At 65.5% G+C, this 17,016-nt stretch carries 16 protein-coding genes; 8 read left to right on the top strand and 8 right to left on the bottom strand.

Annotated elements, in window-relative coordinates; translation table 11 throughout:
* Positions 1-109: 109 nt before the first annotated feature.
* Complete coding sequence (locus FPY90_RS13395) at positions 110-703, bottom strand: GNAT family N-acetyltransferase (protein ID WP_498681586.1); 594 nt, start codon at positions 701-703, stop codon at positions 110-112.
* A gap of 105 nt (positions 704-808) precedes the next feature.
* On the opposite strand from FPY90_RS13395, the gene FPY90_RS13390 reads away from it, so the two are divergent.
* A complete protein-coding gene (locus tag FPY90_RS13390) occupies positions 809-1,450 on the top strand; it encodes an NADPH-dependent F420 reductase (protein ID WP_498681584.1) in 642 nt (213 codons plus the stop codon).
* Positions 1,451-1,635: 185 nt separating this feature from the next.
* On the opposite strand, the gene FPY90_RS13385 is transcribed toward FPY90_RS13390, so the two are convergent.
* The 4 genes from FPY90_RS13385 to FPY90_RS13370 form a co-directional block, all read right to left on the bottom strand.
* On the bottom strand, positions 1,636-2,541 hold the full coding sequence (locus FPY90_RS13385; RefSeq protein ID WP_498681583.1) for an IS982 family transposase: 906 nt from the start codon (positions 2,539-2,541) through the stop codon (positions 1,636-1,638).
* Between the two features lie 95 nt (positions 2,542-2,636).
* Positions 2,637-4,181, bottom strand: coding sequence for a tripartite tricarboxylate transporter permease (locus FPY90_RS13380; protein WP_498681582.1), 1,545 nt, complete (start codon positions 4,179-4,181; stop codon positions 2,637-2,639).
* A 1-nt stretch (position 4,182) separates the two neighbouring features.
* Entirely contained in the window at positions 4,183-4,824 is a 642-nt protein-coding gene (locus tag FPY90_RS13375) for a tripartite tricarboxylate transporter TctB family protein (RefSeq protein WP_498681580.1), read from the bottom strand.
* Complete coding sequence (locus FPY90_RS13370; RefSeq protein WP_498681578.1) at positions 4,821-5,804, bottom strand: Bug family tripartite tricarboxylate transporter substrate binding protein; 984 nt, start codon at positions 5,802-5,804, stop codon at positions 4,821-4,823. The genes FPY90_RS13375 and FPY90_RS13370 overlap by 4 nt, the downstream gene beginning before the upstream one ends.
* A gap of 208 nt (positions 5,805-6,012) precedes the next feature.
* On the opposite strand from FPY90_RS13370, the gene FPY90_RS13365 reads away from it, so the two are divergent.
* The 6 genes from FPY90_RS13365 to FPY90_RS13340 all read left to right on the top strand — a co-directional run bounded on the left by FPY90_RS13365 (position 6,013) and on the right by FPY90_RS13340 (position 11,480).
* Complete coding sequence (locus FPY90_RS13365; RefSeq protein WP_498681577.1) at positions 6,013-7,566, top strand: sensor histidine kinase; 1,554 nt, start codon at positions 6,013-6,015, stop codon at positions 7,564-7,566.
* A complete protein-coding gene (locus FPY90_RS13360; RefSeq protein WP_498681576.1) occupies positions 7,563-8,297 on the top strand; it encodes a response regulator in 735 nt (244 codons plus the stop codon). The genes FPY90_RS13365 and FPY90_RS13360 overlap by 4 nt, the downstream gene beginning before the upstream one ends.
* A gap of 126 nt (positions 8,298-8,423) precedes the next feature.
* Entirely contained in the window at positions 8,424-9,908 is a 1,485-nt protein-coding gene (gene tcuA, locus FPY90_RS13355; protein WP_498681573.1) for an FAD-dependent tricarballylate dehydrogenase TcuA, read from the top strand.
* 48 nt (positions 9,909-9,956) lie between these two features.
* A complete protein-coding gene (locus FPY90_RS13350) occupies positions 9,957-10,610 on the top strand; it encodes a GntR family transcriptional regulator (RefSeq protein WP_498681571.1) in 654 nt (217 codons plus the stop codon).
* Between the two features lie 310 nt (positions 10,611-10,920).
* Positions 10,921-11,196, top strand: a complete 276-nt coding sequence (locus tag FPY90_RS13345) for a hypothetical protein (protein WP_498681568.1) — start codon at positions 10,921-10,923, stop codon at positions 11,194-11,196.
* A gap of 44 nt (positions 11,197-11,240) precedes the next feature.
* The gene (locus FPY90_RS13340) at positions 11,241-11,480 is read left to right on the top strand and encodes a hypothetical protein (protein WP_498681566.1); all 240 of its coding nucleotides are present in this window, start codon (positions 11,241-11,243) and stop codon (positions 11,478-11,480) included.
* 351 nt (positions 11,481-11,831) lie between these two features.
* Here FPY90_RS13340 and FPY90_RS13335 read toward each other — a convergent pair whose 3' ends face one another.
* Positions 11,832-12,644 carry a 3-hydroxybutyrate dehydrogenase gene (locus tag FPY90_RS13335; protein WP_498681565.1) on the bottom strand — a complete coding sequence of 271 codons (813 nt, stop codon included), beginning with the start codon at positions 12,642-12,644 and terminating at the stop codon, positions 11,832-11,834.
* 52 nt (positions 12,645-12,696) lie between these two features.
* A complete protein-coding gene (locus tag FPY90_RS13330) occupies positions 12,697-14,070 on the bottom strand; it encodes an MFS transporter (RefSeq protein ID WP_498681564.1) in 1,374 nt (457 codons plus the stop codon).
* 156 nt (positions 14,071-14,226) lie between these two features.
* On the opposite strand from FPY90_RS13330, the gene FPY90_RS13325 reads away from it, so the two are divergent.
* Positions 14,227-15,159 carry a LysR family transcriptional regulator gene (locus tag FPY90_RS13325; RefSeq protein WP_498681563.1) on the top strand — a complete coding sequence of 311 codons (933 nt, stop codon included), beginning with the start codon at positions 14,227-14,229 and terminating at the stop codon, positions 15,157-15,159.
* 728 nt (positions 15,160-15,887) lie between these two features.
* Here FPY90_RS13325 and FPY90_RS13320 read toward each other — a convergent pair.
* The gene (locus tag FPY90_RS13320) at positions 15,888-16,856 is read right to left on the bottom strand and encodes a formylglycine-generating enzyme family protein (RefSeq protein WP_498681562.1); all 969 of its coding nucleotides are present in this window, start codon (positions 16,854-16,856) and stop codon (positions 15,888-15,890) included.
* Between the last annotated feature and the right edge of the window lie 160 nt (positions 16,857-17,016).

Here is a 17,016-nt window from a genome sequence, read left to right as displayed (position 1 = left end):
GTGCGGAGCGGGAAGGGCCGGGGCGGCTTTCGCCGCAGGCCGTGGCGCTGTCGGGGATGCAAACGCTCGTGGTCGCTGACCTAAGCGTTGCCCGGGCCCGGAAGCAGCCTCAGAGGTCGCGGCGCATGACCAGCCGCGGCATCCTGCTGGCCACCGCATCGGTGGTGCCGATGACGCGGAAGCCGGCCCGCTCGAACATCGCCCGCGTTCCGACGAACGCCATCGTGGTGTCCATCCTTCCGTCCGGATCCACCGGGTGGGCCTCGACGGCCAGCGCCCCGCGGGAGGCCGCGTAGGCGATGGCCCCCTCGAGCAGGTGCTTGGTGACGCCCTGCCTGCGGTGACCGCTGCGCACCACCACGCAGATGATGCTCCACACCGGAACCCCATCCACGGGCCGGATGAGCTTGGAGGCCGCCAGCAGCGGGATCTCGGCGCGCGGGCCGATGCTGCACCACCCGACGGGCTCGCCGTTGCGGTAGGCGATCACCCCTGGCGGATTCTCCCGCTCGCAAAGTTTGCGCATGGCGGTTTCGCGGTTGCCGCCGCCGAGCTCCTCGATCTCCTTGGCCCGCAGGCGGTGCGAGAGGCACCAGCAATGCTTGTCGCGCCCGGTCGGATTGACGATGGCGGCGAAGTCCTCGAAACGGTCAGGCGTGACCGGATGGGTTTCCCACTGGGTGTCTTGCGCGGTGGTGGACATGGAGTCAATTCTGCCCCGTGCACCCCGCGCCCGACCAGAGCCGCCCGGGCGCTTAACATGCCGTAAGAATGGAATGGGCGCGGCCTTCGCCCCGTTGAACCCTGCATGACTACCATCGGAATCATCGGAGCAGGATACATTGGATCGCAGATCGCACGCAAGGCCGTGCAGCTGGGATACGACGTGGTCATCGGCAACTCGCGGGGGCCGGAGACCCTCACGGAACTGGTGGCCGAACTGGGGCCGCGCGCACGCGCGGCCACCGCGGCACAGGCGGGGGCGGCGGCCGACTTCGCCGTCGTCACCATCCCGCTGAAAAACCACCAGGCGCTTCCCGCCGAAGCACTGGCGGGCAAGGTCGTGATCGACACGGTCAACTACTACTGGGAGCGCGACGGCCACATCGACGTGCTGGACCGGGGCGAGACCACCACCTCGGGACTGGTCCAGGAACACCTGAGGGACTCGAAGGTCGCCAAGGGCTTCAACCACATCCTCGCGGCGGACATCACCACCACCGGCTCCCCGGCCGGCACCGAAAATCGCCGCGCCCTGGCCACGGCCAGCGACCACGAGGACGCCGCGGCGCTGGTGGCCGGGCTGTACGACGAGTTCGGCTTCGACACCGTGCAGATCGGCCCGCTGGCCGAAAGCTGGCGCGTGGAGCGCGACCGCCCCGCCTACGTCGTGCGGCAGAACGTGGCAGAGCTGGAGGCGAACCTGGCCAAGGCTCCCCGGAGGGTCTAGGCAGAGAAGGCCTGCCGCACTATCCCCCTTCCCCCCGACGCCGCGATCGCGCGGGGAGAAGTCTTGGCACCAGCAGTCGCAAACGCAGGAGAAAGTCCGACACGGCTGGGCCGTGCAGGGCTCTCGCTTAAGGCCCCGACGGGCGTGGTGGACGGAGCGGTCTAGATGATTAAGTCCTAATGAAGTCAGTGGTCGTAGGCGGTCAGGGAGCGCTTTCGGGGTGCGTTGGTCTTCCAGTTGTGCCAGATTCCGGCCGCGAGGGCCAGGAGCTTTGAGGCGACGCGGGCGTAGAGTCCGTCGAGGGTCCGGGCGCCGTGGTGCTCGAGCCCGAGCTGGCCCTTGAGGCTGTCGAAGACGGACTCGATCCACTGGCGGATGCCCCCGAACTTCCCGAAGCGGGGCTTCTCGTCCTTGCGGTCCGGCCGCACCAGGTTGGCACCGAGGTCCTCGGCGATGAACCGCTCGAAGTCCCTTCCGGCGAAGCCCTTGTCGGCGAGGATGACCTGCCCGTCGCGGACCAGGTGGTGGTCGCGGCGCAGCAGGGCCTCGGTGACCTCGCGTTCCCCGAGTTTCGGGTTGGCCAGCCCCCAGATCACCGGCATGCCCTCCGGGGTGCTGACCAGGTACAGGCGGAAGCCCCAGAAGTAGCGCGAGTGCGAGGCGCAGTATCCGTAGCCGGCGTGCCCGGCCAGGTCCGAGCGCTTGACGGTTTCGCGGCTGGTGCCGCACGGCACCGGGGTGGAATCGAGCAGGCGGAGGATTTCGTGCCAGGATTCGGTGTCCCGGGCCAGGGCGGTGATCACCGCTGAGATCAGTGTTCCGGCTGCGCGGACGCGCTTGTTGTATCCCGATTGCTGCGGGATTCCGGGGAATAGCCCGCTCAGGTGGGTGCGCGCATAGCGGACCCATCGCGATTCGGAGGAGTGCCCGTGCAGCAGGTGCTGGGCCACGACCAGGCACAGCAGCTCCGCATCGCTCAAGATGGCCTTTCGGCCGGGTTTGCTCGAGCGGTCGTATCCCAAGTCCGGCAGGACACGATCGGTCAGTAGGACGTAGAGTGTGGTCAGGAGGGTGTTGAGTTTTGGGTTCACATACGAGGCTTAACACTCTCCGCCAGCGATTAAAAGACCCCAGTTCATATGAACTGGGGTCTTTTTGTCCTTGGGACCGATTAGGACTTATTCATCTAGACGCCGATCCTGTCGTTATCCAATTTCGGCGCCTGGCTTCGGGCGGCCTTGCTGTGGCGCAGGTGCTGGATGCCGGTGACCGCCAGGGCGATGGCCAGCAACCCGTACAGCACCAGCGTGACGGGGCTGCCGACCAGGATCGACAGGTCGCCTTCCGAGACCGTCAGCGCGCGGCGCAATTCGGTTTCGGCCAGCGGGCCGAGGATCACTGCGATCAGCACCGGCGCCAGCGGGAACTTGTAGCGGCGCATCAGGAAGCCCAGCAGCCCGATGGCCAGCAGGATCCACAGGTCCACGATCGAGGAGCTGATCGCGTACACCCCGAGCACCGAGAGCACCGTGATGCCCGCGTAGAGGTAGTGCCGGGGGATCAGCAGGAGCTTGGCCCAGAGCACGGCAAACTGCATGTTCAGCACCAGCAGGATCACCAGGCCGATGAACAGCGAGGCGAGCAGGGTCCAGACCATCGGGCCGCTGCGTTCGAACAGGAGCGGGCCCGGCTGCATGCCGTACTGCTGGAAGGCGGCCAGCATGATCGCTGCGGTTGCCGAGGTCGGCAGGCCCAGGGCGAGCAGGGCGCCCATGGCGGTCCCGGCCGTGGCATTCGCCGCGGCTTCGGGGGCAGCAACGCCGCGGATCGATCCGGTGGTGCCGAAATCGGTGTCGCCGTTGCGGGCGGCGAGCTTCTTTTCCAGGCCGTAGGCCATGAACGTGGGAACCTCGGAACCACCGGCCGGAATGACCCCGAACGGGACGCCGAACGCGGTGCCGCGCAGCCAGGCCGGCATGGCCCGGCGGATGTCGCTCAGGTCCAAACGGGGCCGGCCCTTGGACTCCACGCGGACAGCCGTCTCGTCGCGGTGGATGCGCGAGGCGATGTGCAAGACCTCGCCGAGGGCCAGCAGCCCGACGGTGATCACCACGATCGACATGCCGTCAAAGAGCTGCGGCAGGCCCAGGGTGTAGCGCTCGGTCCCGGACGGGCCGTCGACGCCGACCAGGGCGAGGACCAACCCCAGTCCCAGGGAGAGCAGGCCCTTGACCACCGAATCGGAGACCACGGAGGAGATCGCGAGGAAGGCGAAGACCGCCAGGGCGAAGTATTCGGCCGGACCGAAGGCGGTGGCCATCTTCACGAGCACCGGGGCGAAGAAGACGACCACCGTCGTGGCGATGAGTCCGCCGATGAAGGCGCCCATCGCGGCGGTGGCAAGCGCCTTCGCGGCTCTGCCGTCGAGCGCCATGCGGTGGCCCTCAAAGGTGGAGGCGATGGCGGAGGAGTTGCCCGGCGTATTCAGCAGGATGCCGGAGGTCGAATCCCCGAAGAGGCCGCCGAAGTAGACCCCGGCGAACATGATGAATGCCGCGGTCGGGTCCAGCGAAAAGGTGATGGGAAGCAGCAGCGCGACCGCCATGGCCGAACCGAGGCCGGGCAGCACGCCCACGGCGGTGCCGAGGATTGCGCCGATCACCACCCAGAGGAGGTTCATGGGAGTCAGTGCCGCGGCAAAGCCCTCCATGAGCAGGGACAGTGAATCCATGTCAGATCAGTCCTTCCAGGAAGCCCGACGGCAGGTTGAGGCCGAGGCCGGCGTTGAAGGCCAGCTGTATGAGAGAGGAAAACAGGATCGAGATGCTGAGGTCGAACAGCGGGCGCTTGCTGCCCAGCGCGCGGCACGCCACCCAGAACAGGCCGGCCGCACTGAGGACCCAGCCGAGCACCGGAAGTGCCAGGATGAATCCGGCCACCGCCCCGATGACCATGCCCATGGTCTTCCAGTCCGAGTAGGCCCTGCGCTTTCCGGCCGACGTCGGCGTGGAAGCGGCGCCATAGATCGACTTGCCCTCGGTGTCGCCCAGGTCGCCGAGCATGTCGCTGGAGAAATCCGGGTTGTGCCCCTCGCTGTCGGCTTGCGGGAACCGCCGGGTGCGCAGGATCTGGATCGTGTGGATTCCTGCCATGAGGTAGAGCAGCACGCAGACGATGGTGGGGAAGAACTGCGGCCCCGGAACGCTCTTGCCCATGACCTCCATGGTGGCGGTCCCATAGGTCAGGAATCCGGCCAGCGTAAAGACCAGTGCCGGGACAATGAGCTCGCTGCGGCCGGACCAGAAGCCGGTGATGCGTACCGGGTAGTCTTCCCCGGTGCTCACGGGTGCGGGTGTTGCCTTGGTCGTGCTCACAGTCCCAGTCCTTCCACGATGTCCTTGGTGATGGCGGTCTCGGAGTCGATGAAGTCCTCGAATTCCTTGCCGGTCATGAAGCTGTCGGTCCAGCTGTTGCGCTCCAGCGCGTCCTGCCAGTGCTCGGTCTGGCGGTATTCGGAAACGATGTCCACGAACTCCTGCCGTTGTTCCTCGGTGATGCCCGGGGCGGCTGCCACGCCGCGCCAGTTGGCCATCGCCGCGTCGACTCCCTGCTCCTTGAAGGTGGGGACCTCGACGCCGGGGAGGCGCTCTTCGGAGGAAATCGCCAAGGCGCGCAAGGTCCCGGCCTCGATCTGGTCGGCCACCTCGTTGTAGCCGGACATCCCGCCGACGGTCGTACCGGAAAGCATCGAGGTCAATGCCTCGCCGCCGCCGGAGTAGGCGATGTAGTTCGTCTTGATCGGGTCGATGCCGACCTTCTGGGCGACCAGTCCCGTCAGCAGGTGGTCGATGGAACCCAGGGAGCCGCCGGAGATCGAGGTCCCGCCCGGGTCGGCCTTCCATTGCTCGACGAAATCGCCCAGGTCCTTGAACTCGGACTTGGCAGGGACCACCAGCACCGCGTAGTCGTCAGCAAGCCGGGCAATGGGCACGATGTCATCGAAGGTGGCCTCGGAGTCGGCAAGCTCGATGGCACCGACCATGACGCCGCCGGTGACCATCAGCATGTCGTGGCGGCCGGTCATCTGCACGAACTGGCTCAGGCCGATGGTTCCGCCGGCGCCGGGCACGTTGACCACCTGTGCGTTGTTGACCACGCCGCCGGACTTCAGCGCCTGCTGGGACTCTCGGGCAAACCCGTCCCACCCTCCGCCGGGTGCCGCGGGGGCCATGAGGACGAGCTTTGACCGCGCAGTCGACTCACCCCCGCTGGCAGCCGCATTGACCAGTGCCAAACCCGCCACGACGGCGACGACGGTGCCGTATAGCGTCTTCTTGATTATGCTCTTGCTCATTTTCATCCGTAATCTCATGGGTGGCGGACCGGGTGTCATTGGCGGGTCCCTCGACCACCAAGGTGCCAGAGAAGTGATCTGAAGCACAGCAAAAATGTGCTTTAGTTCATAAGAACAGTAAAGAAAACAAAGTCAACGAGAACTGGAAGAGGCCCGAAGCAAAGTGCCCGCCCTGTCGAAACACCGCCGCCGGGCCCAGCTCCTGGCCATGCAACTGGGAATCGTGTTGGGACTGATGAGTGCCGTGTCCGTCGTGATCCTGGTCTTCGAGGACCACCGGACCCAGGAGGTCGCCTTTGACCGGGTCCACACCGTGGCCCTGCAGATGGCCGCCAACGGGTCGGTGCGGGAAAGCCTGGAGGGTCCCGATGCCACCAAGGTGATCGCGCCGATTGCCGAGCTCGCGACATCCGTTTCCGGGGTCCAGTACGTGACGGTGGCCAACCTGGCGGGCATCAGGGTGGCGCACCCCGATCCGGAACTCATCGGGGAGCCGGTGTCCTCGGACCATGACGCGGTCCGGGCGGGGGAGTCCTTCCGGGGCACGGAGATCGGGCCGCAAGGCGTGACGCTTCGGGCGAAGGAGCCGGTGCGTTTCAACGGGAAAATTGTCGGAACCGTGTCGGTGGGCATCCTGCAAAGCGAGATCCGCGGGGAACTGCTGGAAATCGTGGCCGAGGTGGCTCCCTGGATCCTGGGTGCGGCGGCGTTGGGAACGGTTGCCTCGGCGGTGGTCGCACGGGTGGTCCGCAGGCGGATCTACGGCGTCGAGCCCGAAGCCGTGGCGGGCCTGCTGCAGTCCCAGCAGGCGTTGCTGTTCAGCGTGCATGACGGCGTCGTCGGCGTGGATTCCGCCGGCCGGCTGACCCTGGTCAACGACGAGGCGCGGCGCCTGCTCGGGCTGTCGGGGGACGTGGTGGGGAAATTGGCCTCCGAGGTGCTCGATCCCACGGTCAGCACCCAGCTCGGCAGCGAAGGCCCGGGGGCCGAGGAAACCCAATACGTCCTGTCGGGGGAGCGCATCCTGGTGGCAACCCGGCGCGAGGCGCTGGCCAACGGAAAGTCCCTGGGGCGGACATTGACGCTGCAGGACCGCACCGAGCTGGAGGAGACGCTGCGTGAGCTGAAGGGCCAGCGAAGCCTCGCCGACGCCCTGAGTTCGCAAGCCCACGAGTTCGCGAACAGGCTGCATGTGCTCTCCGGCTACCTGTCCTTTGGCGAGCCGGCGGAGGCCGCCGAGTACCTGCAGCGGATCAGCGGCGCCGCCCTCGGGGCCGACGCCGGCATCCTGAAGGATCCGGCGCTCTCCGGGCTGGTCGGCGCCAATGCGGCCGGTGCGCGCGAGGCCGGGGTGCGGCTGCTGGTGGACCCGGAATCCCGCATCGAACCGGGCTGGCGCGCGGACGAGGATACCCTGACAGTGGTGGGAAACCTGCTGAGCAATGCGATCGAGGCCGCCGGCGACGGCGGAGCGGTGCGTCTGCTGGTTCAGGTCGGGCCCGACCGCCTGGGGATTTGCGTGGAAGACAGCGGACCGGGCATCGCACCGGCCGAGGTCGAGGGGATCTTTCGCCGCGGGGTGAGCAGCAAGGCCGGCACCGGGCGTGGCATCGGCCTGGCCCTGGTCGACCGGGTGATCCGGCGCCGTGCCGGTTCGGTGTCGGTTGACGCCGGGGAGCTGGGCGGGGCGATGGTCTCCGTCGAATGGAATTGGACGGCACCGGGGACGTTGCCGGGAAGCGAAACGGAGGGATCGGCATGATCAGGACCCTGATTGTCGACGACGATCCGGACATTGCCCGGCTCCACGCCCGCTATGTGGAGGCGTTGGAGGGATTCGAGGTTGCCGGCGTGTTGGAGCGCGGCGGCCCGGTGCTGGCCTTTCTCGAGGAAGGCAACGTCGACCTGGTCCTGCTCGATGTTCATCTGCCCGACATGGACGGGTTGCAGGTGCTGGAGGATCTGCGCGGCAGCGGATACGAGACCGGCGTCATCATGATCACCGCCGCGTCCGAGCGCAATACGGTGCGCTTTGCCGTGGGCCGCGGTGTCGACGACTACCTGGTCAAGCCCTTTACCGTGAACGACTTCAACCGCCGGCTCGAAGCGTTTCGGGAATCCAGTACCGAAGCCGCGGCGCAGGCCGGACCGACCCTGGCCCAGGGAGACATCGACTCGATGCTCCGGGCCGGTGAACCGGAAAAGCGTGACGTCGGCCGGGCCGTGCCGACCACCGCGGCGATTGCCGCGGCGCTGCCGAAGGGATTCTCGCAGCCCACCGTGCAATTGGTGGGCCGGGCCCTGCGCGAGGCGGCCGGGCCGGACGGGAGCGGCGACATGTCCGCCGCCGAGATCTCCGAGACCTGCGGAATTTCCCGGGTGAGTGCGCGGCGGTACCTGGAGATGATGGCCGGGCGCGGGCTGGCGGAACTGCGGCCCAAATACGGCGCGCCGGGCCGCCCGGAACACCGCTACCGCTGGATTGGGCAATAGCCGGACCCAACCGGATCCCCACCAAGGAACACGAACCTCTGGCGCACTTTGTATATTTGTGTATACACTCGTATCCAGAAGGTTCCGGACGGGGGCCGAAGACAGGGAGGCTCGATCATGGGCAGCATGGAAAACGAAGCAGGCAACGAACTCGCGGCAGACGTCATCGTCGTGGGCGGCGGCAACGCGGCCTTCACCGCGGCGCACGCCGCGACCGAGCGCGGCCGCAAGGTCCTGCTGCTGGAGAAGGCCCCACAGGACCAGTTCGGCGGCAACAGCTACTACACCGCGGGCGCCACCCGCATCGCCCACGACGGGCTCGAGGACCTGAGCGACTTCATCGAAGCCGACGAGCGCCACGCCCTGAGCATTGTCCCGCCGTACTCCGCCGCCGATTACGCCGCCGACCTCAAGAAGGTCACCGAGGGACGCAACGACCCGGAATTGACCGAGGTTTTGGTCACCGAGGCCGCACCGGGCCTGCGCTGGCTCCAGTCCCTGGGCCTGAAGTACCGCCTGATGTACGAGCGCCAGGCCTACGAGCGCGAAGACGGCAGCTATCTCTTCTGGGGCGGCCTGCATGTCGGAAACGTCGGCGGCGGAGAGGGCCTGATGCACGACCACGTCGCCGTTGCCGCCAAGCTCGGCACCGAGGTCCGCTACGGCCAAGACGTCTTCGACCTGATCATCGAGGACGGCGCCGTCAAGGGCGTCAAGGTCCGCGCCGAGGGCGGCAGCGTGCAGGAGCTGCGCGCCGAATCGGTGGTCCTGGGTGCCGGCGGCTTCGAATCGAACCCTGAACTGCGCCGCAAGCACCTGGGCGAGGGCTGGGAGAACGCCAAGATCCGCGGCACCGCCTTCAACCACGGCGAGATGATCACCGCCGGCCTGGCCGCCGGCGCTGCCAAGGGCGGGGACTGGGGAACCTGCCACTCCGTGCAGTGGGACGCATTCACCGCGAAGAACGAGTCGAACCGCGAGCTGACCAACCGGCTGACCCGCCAGAGCTACCCGCTGGGCATCATCGTGAACAACCGCGGCGAGCGCTTCCTGGACGAGGGCGCGGACTTCCGCAACCTCACCTACGCCAAGTACGGCAAGGTCATCCTGCAGCAGCCGGATTCCGTCGCCTACCAGGTCTTCGACGCGTCCCTGCGCCCGATGCTGCGGGCCGAGGAATACGAGATGCCCGGCATCTCCGAGGTCATCGCCGACACCATCGAGGAACTGGCCGACAAGCTGGGCGTGGACGCCGCGGCACTGTCCAAGACGGTCGGCGAGTTCAACGACTCCATCGACACCTCGATCGCCTACGACCCGAACGTGCTCGACGGCCGGGCCGCCAAGGTCACCCCGCCGAAGAGCAACTGGGCCATGCCCCTGGAGACCGGCCCGTTCTACGCCTACCCGGTCACCTGCGGCATCACCTTCACCTTCGGCGGCCTGAAGTCCGACACCCACGGACGGGTGCTCAACGAGGACGGCGAGCACATCGACGGGCTGTACGTCTGCGGTGAAATGCTCGGCGGCCTGTTCTCCGCGAACTACCCGGGCGGTTCCGGGCTTGCGGCCGGCGTCGTGTTCGGGCGTCGTGCCGGTACGCTGGCCTAGGCAGGAATTGACGACGGAGCCCCCGAACCGGGGCGGAGGTGGATGAAGATGGCGGCAAAGATGGACTCGGAGACGATCCATGCCGAATTGCGTGCCGAAATACTGCACGGCACCCACCGTCCCGGCACCGCGTTCAAGGAAGTGGCCCTGGCCGGCCGCTTCGGCGTCTCGCGCACCCCGGTGCGCGAGGCACTGGGCCGGCTGCAGCAGGAGGGCCTGCTTGAGCGCGGCACCCGGGGGCTCCAGGTCCGGGACATCACCCCCGAACAGCTGATGCAGGTCTACGACCTGCGGATATTGCTCGAGGGGCAGGCGGCGCTTGAAGCGGCGTCCGCACGGACCGAGATGGACCTCATCCGGCTCGAGGGGCTGGTCGAACGGGACCGGGCCCTGCAGGAGCCCGACGACCTGACGCGGTTGCAGACCAATATCGAGTTCCACTCCGCGCTCTGGACCGCGGCGCACAACCCGATCCTGAAGGACCTGCTCGACCGCCTGGCGACGCACCAGATCCATGCCCCGTCCTCGACGCTGTCCATCGGATCCAGGTGGGCCGATTCCCTGGACGAGCACGCCGGGATGGTGCGGCTCATCCGGGACCGCGACGGCGCCGCGGCGCAGGACGCCATGCGCGGGCACATGGGCGAGGCGCGCAAGATCCGGCTGTCGCTTTTTGGCCGGATCGGCCTGCCACACGGCTGAGTGGCCCGGAAGCCTCGACGTTCGAAGCCGGCGCCTTCGCCTACGTCACCTGCTTCATCCCCTGCCGGGGCTATCCACAACCAAGAGCGAACCTGCCACAGGCTGACGTTCTTCCCGCACATACTGGCAGCCCCGGGTGTGCAGCAAGAAGGGAATGCGGGTCATGTTCTGGTGGCGGAGAAATTGGTTGTATCTCACCGTTGGATCCAGTGGCGTTGTGGTCGGTGGGATCCTTGGGCGGCTCCTGCCTCCGTTCGTTCTGGACGACCCATTCTGGCGGTCCTTCTGGGTGAGCCCTGCCGTTGGAGGGATGGCGGCAGTGGTGGCTGCCGTTATTGCTTTCGGTGCCGCCCGGCAGTCGGCCAGTGCATCCAGCAGGGGAGCGCGGCGGCAGGAATGGTGGTACCGGGCAGAATGGGCGTTGAACTTAGCAGCCACCAAGGAAGATGCATCCCGCGAAATGGGGCTGCGGGTTCTTGAGGTGCTTCTTCAAGATGCGACGGAAACCGAAGCACAGATTATCCGCGCAGTCATCAGCGGCTACCTTTCGGCTCTGAACGATGCTGATGGTGGACTCGCGGACTGAATCATTGGACAATCGAATCAGCCGTGGAAGGAAAAGTGATCCCGATGAATTCCAAACATGACACATCCGACGGTGTTGATCTTGCGTACCGGCTGCCATCGGGCACAACCGTACGCGAGTTGATTCAACGCATGGACTCCCTGATGAAGCTGATTGACGAAGGCAAGGCAGACCCGATCAATGACTTCCAACGAGCCAGTGCAGCGCGCATCCGCATGGCCTCCGATAAGAAACTCGGCCTGAAAACACAGCGGTGGATCGTGGACCTGGCAAAAAGCGCCTGACCGCAGCGCAGGCCACCCTTCATCCGAACATGAACTTTATGCCAAAACCTGGTTGGGGCTCCCCGTCGGCAAGGGTGCAGGCAACCTTTTGGCAATCATCAAAGCCGGCTACAGGCGTGGCTTCATTGCAGGAGCTGGATCGTTTGGGGGTCAGATACGGCCGCCAGCTTACGCTTGCTCGAGTCCACCCTGGATGAATTGTCGTGGGGGGAGGAGGCCGCCGGTGCGCATGCGCGCCATGACACGGCAGCTGTCTTGAATTCCGCCCGCCCGCGACGAAACCATCCCCGGGAGAGCGCTTGATGGGCTCGCCCGGGGATGGCCTCGGTGTTGCGGCGCGACAGGCAATCGTTAGCTGGCCGACCAGCCGCCGTCCATGGTGTAGCTGGCGCCGGTCACCATGGCGGCCTCATCGCCAGCCAGCCAGGTCACCAGCGAGGCCACTTCCTCCGGTTCGACCAGGCGCTTGATGGCGCTTTCGGTCAGCATGATCTTCGCCAGGACCTCGGCCTCGGGGATTCCGTGGACTCGGGCCTGGTCGGCCAACTGCTTTTCCACCAGCGGGGTCCGCACGTATCCGGGGTTGACGCAATTGCTGGTCACCCCGTGCTCGCCGCCCTCCAGCGCGGTGACCTTGGACAGGCCCTCGAGCCCGTGCTTGGCGGTGACATAGGCTGACTTGAACGCCGAGGCGCGCAGCCCGTGGACCGAGGAGACGTTGATGACCCGCCCGAAGCCTTGGGCATACATCTTCGGCAGCGCCGCGCGGATCAGCAGGAACGGGACCTCCAGCATCAGGGTCATGATTCGGCGGAAGTCCGCCGGATCGAAGTCCTGGATCGGGCTGACGTGCTGGATCCCGGCATTGTTGACCAGGATGTCCACCCCGTCCAGCGCCTTCGCCAGCCGCTCGTCGGTGACGGCAGCCGGGTCCAGCAGGTCGACCAGCCAGCTGGATCCGCCGACCTCGGCGGCCACCGACTCCGCGCCGGCCCGGTCCCGGTCCGCGACGACGACGTGGGCGCCGCGGGCGGCCAGCGCGCGCACCACGGCCAGGCCGATCCCGCTGGCCCCTCCGGTGACCAGCGCCCGCCGGCCGGCCAGGGGCTGAAGAGCCGGTTGGGGATCTTGCTGGGTCGTCCGTTCGGATTCCTGATGGGTCATGAGAGTTCCCTTGTGTAGGCCATGGTGGAGCGTGTTGCGGGCGATCGGCGGGTCAGCTGCCGACCCGGGCGGTGTTCAGCCCGTGCCTGCGGGCATCGGCGTCATCGATGTCCTGCAGCGAGGCGCCCCGGGTCTCCTTCAGCGTCACCACGGCGACGGCGGTGATGGCGCAGGCGACCGCCACGTAGATGGCCACCGGCAGCCAGGAGCCGAAGTCCTGCAGCAGGGCGGTGGCGATGATCGGCGCCATCGAGCCGGCCACGATGGAGGTGACCTGGTAGCCCAGCGAGACCCCGGAGTAGCGCATGCGGGTCGGGAACATCTCGGCCATGATGGCCGGCTGCCCGGCGTACATCAGCGCGTGGAAGCACAGGCCGATGGTGACGGCCAGGATGATGACGACCGGGTTGCGGGTGTCGAACATCGGGAAGGCGAAGAACGCCCAGCTTGCCCCGAGCACCGCTCCGGCCAGGTAGACGGGCTTGCGGCCGAAGGCGTCGGAGAGCCGTCCGACCTGCGGGATCACCAGGAAGTGGATGACGTGGGCCACCAGCAGGGCCAGCAGCAGCTGGGAAGTGTCGTAGGCGTGCACGGTCTTCAGGTAGACGATCGTGAAGGACACGATGATGTAGTAGAGGATGTTCTCGGCAAAGCGCAGGCCCATGGCACCGAAGATGCCCTTGGGGTACTTGCGCACAACTTCCAGCACGCCGTAGCTGGCAGCCTTGTCGGCCTCCGCCTGGGCGCGGGCCTCCAGGAAGATCGGTGCCTCGGACACGTGGGTGCGGATGTAGTAGCCGATGATGACGATGAACGCGGAGACCCAGAAGGCCACCCGCCAGCCCCAGGACAGGAACTGGTCGGCGGGCAGGATCCAGCTCATGCCCAGCAGCACCAGGGTGGCCAGCAGGTTGCCCACCGGTACGGCGGCCTGGGGCCAGCTGGACCAGAAGCCGCGGGACTCGTTGGGGCTGTGCTCGGCCACCAGCAGGACGGCACCGCCCCACTCACCGCCCACGGCGAAGCCCTGGACGAAGCGCAGGATGACCAGCAGCGCCGGTGCCCAGTAGCCGATGGAGTTGAAGCCGGGCAGGCAGCCCATCAGGAACGTGGCGACGCCGACCATGATGATGGTGACCTGCAGCGTGTGCTTGCGCCCGAGCTTGTCGCCGATCTGGCCGAAGACGATGCCGCCCAGCGGGCGGGCGATGAAGCCCACCGCGTAGGTCAGGAACGCGGCGATGATGCCGTCCAGTTCCGTGTCGGCGTTGGGGAAGAAGAACTTTCCGAAGACCAGCGAGGCGGCGGTGGCGTAGAGGAAGAATTCGTACCACTCCACGACCGTGCCCACCATCGAGGCGGCCACCACCTTTTTCAGCCCGGACGTTGCCGTCTTCGGGACGTCGGTCAGCTTGCTGGTGCTCATCTTTGCACTCCTTATGCCATGCAGGTGTCGGCGTTGACACCTGCCTTGAGGGGGGGACTGTGTGCTGCCACACAGGGAAGCTTCACCCAGTATGGACACGAGCGCTAGTGTGCATCAATGACCAGTTGCGCAGTGATCGGGTGCACAATTGCAGATATGAACCTGAAGACTCCCGGATCCGCGGTCCCGAATCCCGATGACCTGCTGGTCCTGCTCGCGGTGGCGCGCACCGGACTGTTCACGACGGCCGCCGAGACCCTGGGCCTGAACCACACCACCGTCTCGCGGCGGATCGCCGCATTGGAGAAGGACCTCGGCGGCCGAACGCTGGCCCGCACCGTGGGCGGCTGGGAACTGACGGACCTGGGCCGGAAGGCCGTGCGGGCGGCCGAGGACGTGGAAACCGCGGTGGCCACCATCCACGAAGGCGAGGTGGAAACGGGCCGGATCACCGGGGTCGTGCGCATCTCCGCCACGGATGGCTTCAGTGCATTCATCATCGCGCCGGCGGTGGCGCAGCTGCGCCGGAAACACCCGAACCTCAGCGTGGAGATCGTCAACGTGACCCGCCGGGCGCTGCAGCACCGCTCCGGGTTGGACCTTGAGGTGGTGGTCGGCGAGCCCCAGGTGCACCGGGCGGAGGCGATCCGGCTCGGCGACTACACGCTGGGGATGTACGCCTCACGCCGCTACCTGGATGAATGCGGCACGCCCTCTGGCGTCAAGGAACTGAGCGCACACGGGCTGGTGTACTTCGTCGATTCGATGCTGCAGGTAGACGACCTGGATGCCCCGCGGCGGCTGGTCCCCGGGATGCCGGATGCGCTCAGCTCCACCAACGTCTTCGTCCAGGTCGAGGCCACGCGTGCCGGTGCCGGAATCGGCTTCCTGCCCTGCTTCATGGCCGACCCCCACCCGGATTTGGTGCGGCTCCTGCCCCGGGACTTCGCCGAACGCCTGCCCTACTGGATGGTGTTGCGGCCCGATTCGCTGCGCCAGCCCGCGGTCGCCGCAGTGGCAGATGCGCTGCGTCGCCGGACGGTCGACGTCGAGGACGCGCTGCTGGGAATCGAACGGCTGGAGCACTGATCATGTCTAGGTAGTTTGTGCGTCGAGTTGAACCAGAACGTCTCTGATCCAGCATAGGAAATGCTGGTCTTAGCGTCGCTCAAGCGGCCAACGCGCGGGGTGGAAGCTGCTCACCGAAGGACACTTAGCATGTGATGGATAGCCGGAAACCGCCGACGCCGAAATCTTCCAGAGTTCAACAAATGCCATCCACAACGAAGCCCGCTATGGCCGCCAACATCCTGAGGTCCCGCTCACCAAGAAGAATCAGGGGCACCCTGATCTTGGGGAGCAGGCCGTGTTCTGCTGGCAAGAAGATTCGTTTCGGCTGCATACTTTGCCTGCGTCACCGCAAAACAAGCGGCCAAATCCTCCAAAGGAAGCATGGAGCGGCGAGAAGGGCAGAACCAAGCCGAACGGGTGTTAAACACGGTTTTGCGGAAGAAGGCAGCCGCGCACAATATGTGAATCAGGGTTCTGGAAGTGCGTGTGTGGGATGCGACTAAAATCAAAGCCCAAATCATAAGTGCGCTAGAAAGCGAAAACTTCAGGTGATCCGATGGTACCGAGACCGAATGGCTCGAAGGCCGAACTACTCGAGCAGGCGCATGATTGGACGGGACGATAAATCCAATGCGTCGCACAGTTAAGAGATCGAAGACAATTTCCAGCAGCATCGGATCGTGTGAGACCACCGTACGGGATTTCTAACAGCCCAGAACCGTGGAACGCTCCCCAGCACTGCATATTTATGACAGCGCAACAGTCCTAAAGCCGCAGTTTCCGCTGGAGGAATCAGGCGTATTTGAAGTACGGGCAGCGACGCGATACCGGTTGCAATATGATTCGTGGCATAGGTACGACCCCCCGCGCATGACGCGTCCGGCCCCGACAGTGGGCCCCTTTGGATCATGTCGCGGTGAGTTCAGATAGTACTTGGGCAGAAACCAGTCGGCGCACCATTCCCATACGTTCCCTGCAACCTCGTAAAGCCCGTATCCATTGGGGGCAAAAGACCGAACCGGTGCCGTGCCCCTATGACCATCGTTAGCGGAATCCACCGTTGGAAAGGTTCCTTGCCAGATGTTGCAGAGATGTTGCCCGTGCGGTTCTAGGTCATTGCCCCATGCATAGCGCTTTTGGTCCAGTCCTCCGCGGGCCGCGTATTCCCATTCGGCTTCGGTGGGGAGGCGTCGCTTCGACCATTGGCAGTAGGCAAGAGCATCGTTGTGGGAGACATGAACCACTGGATGATCAGGTATTTCCTCCCAAGTGGATCCCGAGCCGGTGGGATTCATCCACTGGGCGCCGCGAACGTTCAACCACCACGGAGATCCCGCGATAGGGCCGACTATTTCATTTCGCGTTGCAGTAGCCAGGAGGTGGAACACCGCGGACGTGCCATAAATTTGAGCCTCGGTTCGATACCCGGTGTCGTTTACGAACACAGCGAACATTTTGTTCGTTACCGTGGTTGCATCGATCCGGTAGTGATCCAGCGAAATCTCATGGACAGGAACTTCACCGTCAGCCTCATATCCCTCGTTGAAGGCATCACCCATTTTGAAGTGACCTCCATTGACCTGGACATCGACATGCAGATTCTCTGACGAATCACGCTCCGCCGAAGGCATATGTGGATCAAAAGCCTTAACTGTTGTTCCAAGGCGTATTGGGGAACAGCAACTCTTTGCTTGTGTTTCCTTGGAAGCGTGCATAGGTGTGGGGTCCTTTTCAGATTGTCCATGCAGAGGGGGGCACGTCTGCCGACGTCGGGTTGTCTGGGAAGTTGCGTTGTTGCACCGCTTACCGGAAGGCAAGATCCCAAGCAGAATACGTTTCACACGAAACTATCCTCACGGAATTCCAAAGCGGTGC

The organism is Arthrobacter sp. C2 (assembly GCA_024207135.1).
In the GTDB taxonomy this organism is placed as follows: Bacteria; Actinomycetota; Actinomycetes; order Actinomycetales; family Micrococcaceae; genus Paeniglutamicibacter.
Note: the sequence above shows the minus strand (reverse complement) of the source record. Positions and strands in the feature narration are given on the sequence as shown.